The sequence below is a fragment of the Curtobacterium sp. 320 genome (assembly GCF_031455235.1).
Classification (GTDB): domain Bacteria; phylum Actinomycetota; class Actinomycetes; order Actinomycetales; family Microbacteriaceae; genus Curtobacterium.
Genome location: NZ_JAVDSI010000015.1, coordinates 57589 through 68814, shown reverse-complemented (window position 1 = coordinate 68814; position 11226 = coordinate 57589). Strand labels below are relative to the sequence as shown.

General features: G+C 73.5%; 10 protein-coding genes. 4 read left to right on the top strand and 6 right to left on the bottom strand.

What is annotated here, in order from left to right; genetic code table 11:
- Window positions 1–178: 178 nt before the first annotated feature.
- From J2X60_RS16630 to J2X60_RS16620, 3 genes are read right to left on the bottom strand one after another with little or no spacing between them, the layout of a single operon-like run.
- Window positions 179–1165: an NAD-dependent epimerase/dehydratase family protein gene (locus tag J2X60_RS16630; RefSeq protein ID WP_309889057.1), complete on the bottom strand. Its 987-nt coding sequence runs from the start codon at window positions 1163–1165 to the stop codon at window positions 179–181.
- Window positions 1162–3876: an alpha/beta fold hydrolase gene (locus J2X60_RS16625; protein ID WP_309889056.1), complete on the bottom strand. Its 2715-nt coding sequence runs from the start codon at window positions 3874–3876 to the stop codon at window positions 1162–1164. Before J2X60_RS16625 ends, J2X60_RS16630 begins: the two co-directional genes overlap by 4 nt.
- Window positions 3873–4946, bottom strand: a complete 1074-nt coding sequence (locus J2X60_RS16620; RefSeq protein WP_070419407.1) for a 3-oxoacyl-ACP synthase III — start codon at window positions 4944–4946, stop codon at window positions 3873–3875. Before J2X60_RS16620 ends, J2X60_RS16625 begins: the two co-directional genes overlap by 4 nt.
- Before the next feature lie 160 nt (window positions 4947–5106).
- On the opposite strand from J2X60_RS16620, the gene J2X60_RS16615 reads away from it, so the two are divergent.
- Both J2X60_RS16615 and J2X60_RS16610 read left to right on the top strand, forming a co-directional pair.
- On the top strand, window positions 5107–5607 hold the full coding sequence (locus tag J2X60_RS16615) for a sigma factor (protein WP_309889054.1): 501 nt from the start codon (window positions 5107–5109) through the stop codon (window positions 5605–5607).
- Entirely contained in the window at window positions 5604–6431 is an 828-nt protein-coding gene (locus J2X60_RS16610; RefSeq protein WP_309776769.1) for a hypothetical protein, read from the top strand. Before J2X60_RS16615 ends, J2X60_RS16610 begins: the two co-directional genes overlap by 4 nt.
- A 6-nt stretch (window positions 6432–6437) precedes the next feature.
- Here J2X60_RS16610 and rimK read toward each other — a convergent pair whose 3' ends face one another.
- On the bottom strand, window positions 6438–7631 hold the full coding sequence (gene rimK / locus J2X60_RS16605) for a 30S ribosomal protein S6--L-glutamate ligase (protein ID WP_309776770.1): 1194 nt from the start codon (window positions 7629–7631) through the stop codon (window positions 6438–6440).
- Window positions 7632–7695: 64 nt separating this feature from the next.
- On the opposite strand from rimK, the gene J2X60_RS16600 reads away from it, so the two are divergent.
- Window positions 7696–8178, top strand: coding sequence for a RimK/LysX family protein (locus J2X60_RS16600; RefSeq protein WP_070418031.1), 483 nt, complete (start codon window positions 7696–7698; stop codon window positions 8176–8178).
- Window positions 8178–9089, top strand: coding sequence for a serine hydrolase (locus tag J2X60_RS16595; RefSeq protein ID WP_309889052.1), 912 nt, complete (start codon window positions 8178–8180; stop codon window positions 9087–9089). The genes J2X60_RS16600 and J2X60_RS16595 overlap by 1 nt, the downstream gene beginning before the upstream one ends.
- A gap of 158 nt (window positions 9090–9247) precedes the next feature.
- Here J2X60_RS16595 and J2X60_RS16590 read toward each other — a convergent pair whose 3' ends face one another.
- Both J2X60_RS16590 and J2X60_RS16585 read right to left on the bottom strand, forming a co-directional pair.
- Window positions 9248–10141: an alpha/beta hydrolase-fold protein gene (locus J2X60_RS16590; RefSeq protein ID WP_309889050.1), complete on the bottom strand. Its 894-nt coding sequence runs from the start codon at window positions 10139–10141 to the stop codon at window positions 9248–9250.
- Window positions 10138–11217, bottom strand: coding sequence for a hypothetical protein (locus J2X60_RS16585; RefSeq protein WP_309889048.1), 1080 nt, complete (start codon window positions 11215–11217; stop codon window positions 10138–10140). Before J2X60_RS16585 ends, J2X60_RS16590 begins: the two co-directional genes overlap by 4 nt.
- Window positions 11218–11226: the final 9 nt, after the last annotated feature.

Genomic DNA, 11226 nt, shown 5'->3' with positions numbered 1-11226 from the left:
GAGGGGTCCCCCCCCCCCCCCCGGGGGGGGGGGCCCCCCCCCCCCCGCCCCCCCCCGCGGGGCCCCCCCCCCCCCCCCCCGGGGGGGGGGGGCCCCCCCCCCCCCGGGGGGCCCCCCCCCCCCCGCGCCTCCAGTCCGCTACGGTCGTGACCCTCGGGTCGGGCGCGACGGCTTGGGTCTACGTCGCCGCCGACGAGGCCTGAGCGGCAGCGAGCCGGCCGAGCCCCTCGTCGATCGACACCGCGGGCGTCCACTGCAGGTCACGACGGGTGCGCCGCTGGTCGAACCAGTGCGCCGTCGACAGCTGCTCGGCGAGGAACCGGGTCATCGGCGGCTCGTCCGCGCCCGGACGCACACGCCAGACAGCCTCGACGAGCGACCCTGCGAACCGGGCCACCCCGGCCGGCACGTGCACTCGCGGCACCGGGACCCCGGACGCGGTGCAGATCCCGGCGAGCAGGTCCCCGACGGGCCGGGGCTCCCCGTTCGTCACGACGTACGCGTTGCCGTGCACCCCGTCGTCGGCGGCGTGGTCGAGCGCGGCGACCATCGCGGACGCGGCGTTGTCGACGTAGAGCGTGTCGATGAGCGCGGCGCCGGAGTCGAGCAGCGGCAGGCGCCCCGTGCGGGCACGGTCGACGATCCGGCCGACGAGCTGCGTGTCACCGGGTCCCCACACGAGGTGCGGGCGGACGGCGACGACGGCGAACCCGGGGGCGTCCGCGGCGAGAGCGAGCAGCTCGGCCGCGGCCTTCGTGCGGGCGTAGTCGCCGCGGGCCCGCGCGGGCTCGGCGGGTCCGGCGTCCGCGCCGACGAGGGACGACCCGGTGTGCGCGACCGAGGGCGAGGAGACGAACACGAACCGCTCGACCCCGGCGCCACGTGCAGCGTCGAGGAGCGTCCGGGTGCCGTCGACGTTCACGCGGACGAAGTCGTCCGGGTCGCCGGCGAGCGAGACCTTGGCGGCGAGGTGCACGACCGCCTCGATGCCGTCGACGGCCCGGGCCACGGCTGCGGGGTCGGTCATGCTGCCGAGCTGATCCGACACTCCCTCGACCCCGGAGGGCCGTCGCTGGAACGTCCGGACCTCGTGTCCCGCAGCACGCACGGCCGCGGCGGTCGCCTGCCCGAGGAACCCGCTCGCACCGGTGACGAGGACCCTCACGGCCGGACCATCCGTCCACCGGACAGCACCGAGGCCGCCCACCGGGACAGCCGTGCACGGTCGACCTTCGAGTTGTGCCGGATGTCGGTCGGGAGCTCGGGCACCGTCAGCACCGCGGCGACGGGGATCCCCGCGGCGGCCCGGACGGCCCGGGCGAGGTCGGGGGCGGCGAGTGCCGGCCGACGAGTCCGGCGCCCACCGGTCGTCTCCACGACGGCGACGGCCTGCTGCGTGCCGCGGGGCCCGATGCCGGCGAGCCCGGCGCGCCCGACGCCGGGGACGCGCTCGATCCGCTGCTCGGGACCGACGGGCGTGACGACCCCGTCCGCCGTGGTGAGGACGTGCTGCAGGCGTCCCTCGACCCAGAGCCGACCCGCGGCGTCGAGGTGGCCGACGTCACCCGTGCGGTGCCCGCGCGGGTCCGCCACACCGAGTCGCGACACCCGGTTCTGGCGCCAGAGCCGGTCGTACCGCTCGCGGACGTGCGGCGCCGCGACGACGATCTCGCCCGTGACGCCCGGGTCCTCGGTCAGCGCTCCGGACGGCTCACCGGAGCCGTCGAGCGGGGCGATCCGCACGCGGACGCCGGCGGCGGGGCGGCCCACGCAGATGCCGTCCTCGTCCGGGGCGTCGGCGGCTGCGGCGCGCACGCCGTCGAGGTCGACGTCGGTCATCAGCAGCCCCTCGGTCATCCCGTAGGGCGTGTGGGCGCTCGCGTTCGGCATGAGCTCGGTGGCCGCGGTCAGCAGCGCGGCCGACACCGGAGCACCGGCCGACAGGAACAGCCGTACGCGACCGAGCGCCGCACGGTCCGCTGCCGTGAGCGCACCGGCGGTGGCCACGACGTTCGCGACGGCCGCTGGTGACAGGAACACGACGGTGGCGTCCGCCGCGGTGACCGAGTCGGCGACCGCTCGAGCGGTCAGGGTCCGGGGCGCGGTGACGTCCATGTCGGGTGCGACTGACCGGGCGCCGAGCGCGGGACCGAGGAGCGCGAACGGGGCGAACCCGGCGACGAGGCCGGTGCCGACGCCGATGTCGTACTGCGCCGCGAGGGTGTCGCGGACCGCGCCGAGCTGCCCGTGCGTGTACACGACACCCTTGGCCGGCCCGGTCGACCCGGACGTGAAGAGGACCGCGGCCGGCGCGTCGGACGACGGCGCACCGGGCAGCGCGGCGCCCCGTGCGAGGCGCTGCGCTCCGCGTCGTGCGACCTCGACGAGCGTGTGCTCGACCCGGAGCGCCCGACGAGCAGGCGCCGGCAACGACACCGTCGCGATGCGCCGACCGGGCCAGCCGAGCGCGCGTGCGGCCCCGAGGCCGGGCAGCGCGCCGATGATCCAGTCGGGACGGGCACCGCGCACCGCACGGGTCAGGCCGCGCAGGCCGAGCCCGGCATCGGCCACGACGACGACCGCCCCGATGCGCACACTGGCGTACAGGACGGCGGTCAGGTCCGCGCCGGGGGTGACGAGGAGCGAGACGCGGTCACCGGCGCGGACGCCGAGGTCGACCAGTCCGGCCGCGATCTCGTCGACCCGGCGGGCGAGCAACCGCCACGAGACGGTCCGGGGACCGCCGGCGGCGGCCATCTCGACGAGCGCGGCCTCGTCGCTGTCGCGCAGCTCGTCGAGTGCGGCCCAGAGCGGGCGGCGCACGTCGGCGTCGTCGTCGGTGGGGGCCTGGAGGGACGGCTCGGCCCCCACGGGCACGCGCCCGTCCGGCAGGTGGTCGCCGAGCCACTCGACGACCGTCCCGGCGACGTCGGCGTCGTCCGGCAGCAGGTGCCCAGCGCCCTCGAAGCGGTGGACGTCCGCGTGCGGCAACCGCTCCGCGAGGTCGTCGAGGTAGCGCTCCAGGAACACCGGGTCGCGCGGCCCCCACATCACGAGGGCGGGGACCTCGAGCGCGGCGACGCCGGCGGCGATCCGGTCGAGCTCGGGTGCGCTCGGGTGGTCGCCGTCGACGGGGATGTCGGCCACGAACCCACCGACGCCCCCACGACGGGCCGCTCCGCGGTAGGGCGCGCGGTACGCATCGGCGGTGGCACGGTCGAGCCGCGGGTGGGCGATCGCGAGCGTCGTCTCGAGGAACGCCGGCGTCAGCACCGTGGCACGGCCGAGGAGCTCCGGACGGAGCGCGAGCCGCAGCGGTGCGGGGATCGGGGCGTCGTCGGGCTGGTGCACCGCGGTGTTGCACGTCGTGACGGCCGCCACGAGGTCCGGGTGGTCGACCGCCCAGCCGAGGGAGACGACACCGCCCCAGTCGTGCCCGAGGGTGACCACCGGGCCGGACAGCCCGAGTTCGTCGGTCAGCGCGCCGAGGTCCCGCACGCGGTCCGCGAGCCCGTGCTGCACGCCGGTGCGCTCCGAGAAGCCCATGTCGAGCTGGTCGACCGCGACGACGCGCCATACCGGACCACCGGCGGCGGCGACGTCGAGCGAGGTGCGGAGCACCGACCGCCACAGGTACGACCAGGTCGGGTTGCCGTGCACGCACAGCAGGGTGCCGACGGGTTCCACGCCGAGCGCGGCCAGGGAGCCGGCCGTGTCGAGGAGGTGCCACGAGCGCTCGGGGCGAGCCGCGCCTCCTGGACCCACAGCGGCGGGGACCGTGACGATGCGCGACCAGGCGGGGTCGAGTCCGGGCAGGGGCGGCGGGGGCGTCGCCGGAGCCGTGGCAGCGGCGACGCGCGGGAGGCCGGACCTCACCAGCGCAGTTCCATCATCGCCGTGTTGATGCCGGAGCCGACACCGCCGAGGAACACCCGGTCGCCGGGGCGGATGGCGCCGCGGGCGACCTCGTCCGCGAGGGTGATCGGGATCGACGCCGGACCGACGTTGCCGAAGCGCTCGTACGTCGTCGGGACCTTGTCGCGCGGGACGCCGATGGCCTCGACGAAGGCGTTGGTGTGCACGTCGGAGACCTGGTGGAGCACGTAGCGGTCCATGTCGGCCCAGTCGAAGTGGGAGCGTGCCTCGTTCCAGGCGGCGACGACGAGTTCCATGCCGCCCTTGAGGAGCATCTTCGCGTCGGTGAACATGCCGTCGACGCTGCCGACGCAGAGGTCGTACCACTGGGTCGCCGCACGGGTGACGCCGCCGACGATCCGGTGGCCGCCCGGGTGCATGTCCGCCGGGCCGAGCACGGCCGCGGCGGCGCCGGACCCGAGCGTCAGGCTGGCGAACTCGCTCATGAAGTCCTTGCGGTTGCGGCCGCCCTGGTTCAGGCGCTCGATGGTGTTGAGCTGCACCTGGTCGGCGTCCTCGCCGTCCACCACGAGCGCGTACTTGATCTGACCGGAGTCGATCATGCCCGCGGCGACGCTCATCGCGTTGACGAACCCGAGGCAGGCGTTCGCGATGTCGAAGTTGATCGCGGACGACGGCAGGCCGAGCCCGTGGTGCAGGCGCACGGCGACCGACGGCTCGAGGTGCGGGCGCGTCACCGACGTGTTGATGAGCAGGCCGACGTCCTCGGGGCGGATGCCCGCCTCGGCCATGGCGCGGCGTCCGGCGTCGATGGCGGCGTCCTGGAAGGACTGGCCCTCGCCCCAGTTCCGGCGTTCCTTGACCCCGGCCACGCGCTCGAGGAGCCCCATCGGCAGGCGCAGGCGTCGCAGCACCCCGCGGAGCTTCTCCTCGATGTCGGCCGAGGTGGTCACGCGTTCCGCCACGGTCGTCGCGACCGAGAGCAGCGCGACGTTGTCGTGCTTGGCCGTGGCGTTGCCGGGCCGCTCCGTTTCGGTGCTCGTCGCCTGGTCGACCGGCCGTTCCGTCATGATCGTCACCGACACATACTTCCGCATCTGGCCTGGGTACGCGATCCGGATGCGCTGACAGGCGGGGGACAGTGCACTCCGATCGTGCCCGACACGCCCGGGTGGAACTCGTTTGTCAGGGTCGGGACGCACGCGACACTTCCGGGTGAGAGGGGGAACCGTGGACGCGAACGACGGCAGCGACGTCGACCTGGCCGGTCGACTCGCCCGCGGCGACCGGACCGCGCTGGGCGAAGCGTTCGATCGTCACGCGGCCGCGGTCACCAGGTACGCGTGGGCCGTCGCAGCGTCGCCAGCGGCTGCCGCGGAGGCCGTCCAGGACACCTTCGTCGCTCTCTGGGACCGGGCGACCGCACTCCGTCTCGCGACCGACTCGTTGCTCCCCTGGTTGCTCGTCACCTGCCGCGACCACGCTCGGGACGCGTCGGAACCGTTCGCCCCCGCCCGAGGCGCTGCCGAGCACCTCCGCTGGCTGCGGGACGACCTCACCGCCCTGTCGGCGGCCGACCGCGGCATCGTCGAGCGGTGCCTGGTCGACGGCGCGTCGTACACCGAGGCCGCGGACGCCCTCGACCTCACCCCCGTCCCCGTCGTCCCGGGCAGCCGAGCCGCGCGGAGGACCGGACGCACCCGCACCGGGACAGGAGGTGGTGCGCGATGAACACGGAGCCCCCGGTCGGCGATGACCTCCAGCGCATGCTCGTCTCGATGAAGGAGACGGTCCTCTCGCGAGCGGCCGACCGCCCCCGCCGATCTCGGTCGCGCGGACGCATCGGCGTGGTCGCCGGCGTCGTCGCCCTGCTCGGGATCGGCGTCGCCAGCGGCAGCATCGCGCTCGGCATGATCCCGCAGCCGTTCTCCGCGGCGCCGAGCGCGTCCCCCACGGCCCCTGCCACCACGACGCCGACACCGTCGTCGGCCCCGATCGTCGGGATGCCGACACCCACGCCGACCACGACCCGGGCGGCGTTCGCCCTGGACGACCCGACGACGTGGACGATCACGCCCGCGGAGGTCGGGCCCGTCGCGATCGGCGGCACCCTCGATGCCGAGAGTGACGACCTCGCTGCGGCCTACGAGCACCTCGAGTCTCCGTACCCGAACTGCGAGCCGTCCACGCTCTGGGGACGCGACGGCGGGACGACCATCGAGCTCTCCTGGGGTCAGGACCAAGGGGACGACGTCGCCAGCGTGTTCGGGGTCATGGTCGCCGCTCCCGGCGGGATCACACCGTCCGGTCCGGTCCCCGGCCCGACGACGGCTGCCGGGATCGGCGTCGGGTCCACCCTGTCGGAGTTGCGTGCGGCGTACCCGACGCTCGGCACGTACTACAAGCCGACCGACGCGGACGCGTACACGATCTGGTCCGTGCGGGACGATGCAGGGGTGCTGCTGTTCGACGTGGGCGACGACGGACAGCACATCCGCAGCGTGTGGGCGAGCACCGACCCGAGCCAGCCGATCGCGCTCTGCGGCTTCGTCTGACGAGCGTCACGCGTCGGGCTGACGCGGCTCCTTGGGCAGCTTGCGCACCTTCGCGCGGCGCTTCCGGCGCTCGGGGATCATCGAGCGCATCTCCTCGAGCTTGCCGAAGCAGAGCAGGCGGTCACCGGGCTCGAGGGCCACGCCGCTGCGCGGGTTCGGGATGACGCCCGAGCCGCGGTGCAGCGTCAGGACGGTGATGTCGCGGTCCCAGAGACCGGACTCCTTGATGGTCTTCCCGACGAGGTCGGCGTTCGTGTGCACGAGCAGCTCGGCGACGCCGTAGCCGGTCGAGACGGAGAGCCGCTGCCGGACGTCGATCTCGGGGAAGGCCACCTGGTTCGCGATGAAGTCGATGATCGCGCCGGCGATGTCGAGGCCGGTGGCGCGCTCGATGCCCTCGAGCCCCGGGGAGGAGTTGACCTCCATCACGAGCGGCCCGTCGTTGCCCTCGAGCATGTCGACGCCGGCGACCCGCAGGCCCATGATCTGCGCCGAGCGGACGGCGGCCTCTTCGTACTCGGGCGTCAGCGTGACCTTCTCGACGGTCCCGCCGCGGTGCACGTTCGACCGGAACTCGTCGCCGGAAGCGCTCCGACGCATCGCCGCGACCACGCGGTCACCGACGACGAGCGCGCGGATGTCCTTACCGCGGCTCTCCGAGATGAAGCTCTGGATGAGCACGTTCTGCTTCGTGGAGTGCAGGGTCTCGACGATCGACTCGGCGACCTTCGCCTCGGGAGCGAGGATCACGCCGATGCCCTGCGTGCCCTCGAGCAGCTTGATCACGACGGGCGCTCCGCCGACGCGCTCGATCGCCCCGCGGACGTCGGCGCGGCCGTTCACGAACGTCGTCGCGGGCATGCCGATGTCGTGCCGCGAGAGGATCTGGTTCGCCCGCAGCTTGTCGCGCGAGTTCGTGATCCCGTTGGCGGTGTTCGGCGTGTAGACGTCCATCTGCTCGAACTGCCGGACCACCGCGGTGCCGTAGTAGGTGATCGAGTTCCCGATGCGCGGCAGCACGGCGTCGTAGTCGGACAGGAGTTTGCCGCGGTACTGCAGGTCGGGGTCGTCGCCGGTCAGGTCGATCGCGAACCGGAGCGTGTTGAGCACCTTCACCTCGTGCCCGCGGTCGATCGCGGCGGCCCGGAGGCGCTCCGTCGAGTACGCGTGCGGCGCACGCGACAGGATGGCGAGTTTCATCGGGGAGGCTCCGGGGTTGGTATCGACGGCGACGCTCCATCCAAGCATGCGACAGGATGGGCACATGGCCCGAGTACCGAAGTCCCCGAACGGCGGTCTCGTGGTCGCCGGCTGGCGGGAGTGGGCGGCCCTGCCGAGCCTCGGCATCCCGTGGATCAAGGTGAAGCTCGACACCGGTGCGCGCAGCTCGGCGCTGCACGCGTTCGACCTCGAGGAACTCCCCGGCGACCGGGTCCGCTTCTCGGTGCACCCCTGGCAGGACACCGACGCCGACGCCGTCACGATCGAGTGCGACGTGCACGACCGGCGCATCGTCCGGAGCTCCACCGGGCACACCCAGGAGCGCATCGTGGTCCTCACCGAGATGTCCCTCGCCGGGCGTGTCTTCGAGGCCGAGGTCACGCTGAGCAACCGCGACCAGATGGGCTTCCGGATGCTCGTCGGCCGCGAGGCACTGCGCCAGGGGTTCCTCGTCGACCCGGCTCGCTCGTTCATGGCCGGCCGGGCGCCGAAGGAGATCCGCCGCCGCAACCGCGGTCGCGCCTGATGACCGGACCGTCGGGCGCCTCCGGATCCGCCGAGGGCGTCCTCGCGCGCATCGTCGCCGGCGTGGACGCCGAGCGACTCGGGGCGTACGGCGTGCACGTCCGGATCGGCGCCGACGAGGCCGAGCACCGGTGGCGGAGCGACGACCGGGTGAACGTGTACTCGGTGTCGAAGGGCGTCTGCGCGCTGGCGATTGGCATCGCAGTCGACGCGGGCCTGCTCACGCTCGACACCCGTGTCCCCGAACTCCTCCCCGACGTCCCGCTCGGCGACGGCGTCGAGGCCGTCACCGTCCGGCATCTGCTCACCATGACGAGCGGCATCGACTTCGCGTGGTTCGGCGACGAGGTCGTGCCGTGGCCGGACCTCGCTGCCGAGATGCTGCGCCGCCCCACGGACGGCCCCGGGGCGGTGTTCCGGTACAGCGACGCCAGCCCGTACGTCGCGATGCGCATGCTCGGCGCGGTCGTCGGCGACGTACGCGACTGGCTCCTCCCTCGCCTGTTCGAACCGCTCGCCATCCACAACCCGCAGTGGCACCGGTGCCCGCTCGGCTGGATCGTCGGCGGCAGCGGACTCGAGCTCCGGACCTCCGAGCTCGCGCGCATCGGCACGCTGCTGCGCGATCGTGGGCGATGGGGCGCGGCCCGGATCGTCCCGGCAGCGTGGGTCGACCGGATGCACACGGACTGGGTGACGACGGGCGGCGGTGCACCCTTCGAGCGCTACGGACTCGCGGTGTGGGACGGCCCCGGCGAGACGTGGCGGCTGGACGGCAGGTACGGCCAGTACGTCGTCGTGGACCAGGCGCGGGACGCCGTCGTGACGATCACCGCCCACGAGGAGACGAACGACCACCGGCTCGCCGAGCTCGCCGCCGACGCGGTGCGCGGCGCGCGCGGGATCCGCTGAAGTCGTCCACGCCGTGACCGTTCCGGTTCGCGGATCCCGGGGATCGTGAACCGGAACGGTCACCGACGGAACCGTAAACGGCCGTCGGCTCGACCAGCCGACGGACTGGAGGGACGGTGCGGGGCCGACCCGCGCCTCCAGGCCGCCGTCGGCGCGGGTCAGGCCTGCAGGTGCCGACCCAGGAACCGCAGCTGCTGCGGCGCGAGCCGCCGCCAGTAGGCGGTGGTGTGCCCGCCCGGCTCGAACCCGCCGGCCGGTGCGGTCCCGAAGCCGTCGACGTACGCGCGGACGGCGGGCTCGAACCCGTCGCCGGTGCCGCAGTCGACGCGAACCGCGACGCCGTCGAGGGACGACTGTCGGCCGAGCACTGTGTTCGCGGCGAAGTCCGCGGGGTCGTCGAAGGCGCCACGTGCCGTCTCCCCCGCCGACCGCCACAGCGCGGGGCTGATCGCGGACACCGCACGCACCCGCGCCGAGCCGAGCACGCCGGCGAGGTGGAGTGCGCCGTAGCCCCCCATCGAGTAGCCGGTGAAGGCGAGCCGCGCGGTGTCGAACCCGCGGCGGGCGAGCAGCGGCAGGAACTCGTCGACGACCATCGCGGCGGGGTCGTCACCGTCCGCGCGGCGGTGCCAGTAGCGGTTGCCGCCGTCGACCGCGGCGATCGCGAACGGCGCTCCGCCCGCGGCGATGTACGCGGCGAGGAACCGGTCGTAGCCGAGGTGGGAGCCGAAGAAGTCCGCGTGGTCGTCGCCGTAGCCGTGCAGGGCGACCGCGATCGGCAGGGGTCCGTCGGACTGCGGCGCGGCGATCGTCCAGCCGACCTCGAGGCCCTTCCGAGCGCGCGACGTGAACGACCCGGACACGGTCGGCACCGGCGTGACGTCGGGGACGGTGCCCGCCGGTCCGTCGAGGCCGAGCACGCGGTACATCGTCGAGCGGCCGGGGAGCAGCCGGAGGTTCACGGCCTCGGCAGCGGCACCGGCCACGACCACCGCGGCGCCGCCCGCGAGGAGGGAGCGGCGGGTGATCCGGGCCGCGCGCGAGCTGCTCATGCGGGTGGCCTCAACAGCTTCCGCTCGACGAACGCGACGGCCGGCAGACCGTGCATGGCTCGTACGGAGTTGACCTGCACCTCGAGGGACAGGAGCGAGTCGACGAGTCGCCCACTGGCCTGCACGGCTTCGATGAGCGCGCCTACCTGCCGACGACGCGACCAATCCTGCACTCGGTGATCGATGAGCGGGTCGACCGCGAGGGTCAGACCGGCCAGGACCATCGACCCGACGAAGGCCCAGACCGCATCGACGATCGTACCCAGCAGCAGACCGACTGCAGCCACGAGGACGGCCAGCAGGCCACGCCGAATTGCTCGCCGCATTCGCCGGAGTCTGCGGGTCCGCGCCGCCGAGCGTGCAAGCCCCACGTTGACGGATGCAGCGACGTTGCCGAGCAGGACGCTCATCGCGGTGACGGACTCATCGAGATCGCCGTGTGCGAGACGGACATCGAGGAGACGAAGTTGCGATTCAGCGACCAGCGCGTCCAACTCGTAGCGCTGTCGGACCGGATCTTCCGACGGTCGCTCCTGGTCCGCATCTATCGCAGCGAGGTGGCTCCGCGCGTGCGCGACGTTATCCATCACTCGCGTGCGCTCCTCGTGGAGCGGACGCAGTCGGTCTGCAGCAGCAGCGCGGCTCGGTCCGAGTTCCGCTTCGAGTCCAGCCACGTATTGGTTCACGGCGATCGCGGTGTCGCGGACGGATCGGACGAACGCTTCGGCACGCACGACAGCCAGGATCGCGAGGGTGTCCGGGCGTTCGACGTCCCGCAGTTCACCCACGAACGGATCGAACTCCAACTGCGCTGGGTCGATGTCCGCGAGCTCCGAGACGATCGCGGCCACGCGTTCACGCGAGAAGGTCGCTTCGAGTGGCCCGATGCTCGTGGGAGCGATCGCGACGCGGTGGTCCGGTGCAACGTCGACGACGTGCGGCAAAGGTTCGTACCCGAGATCGACGAGGTAGCGCGTCGCTTCAGCGGCGAAGGCCGCGTGGACCTCAGGGGGCACGTTCGCGAAAGGATCGCGAGGCGCTTCGGGCACGACGGGCTCCTCGGGTTCGACCAGCACGCGTGGAGC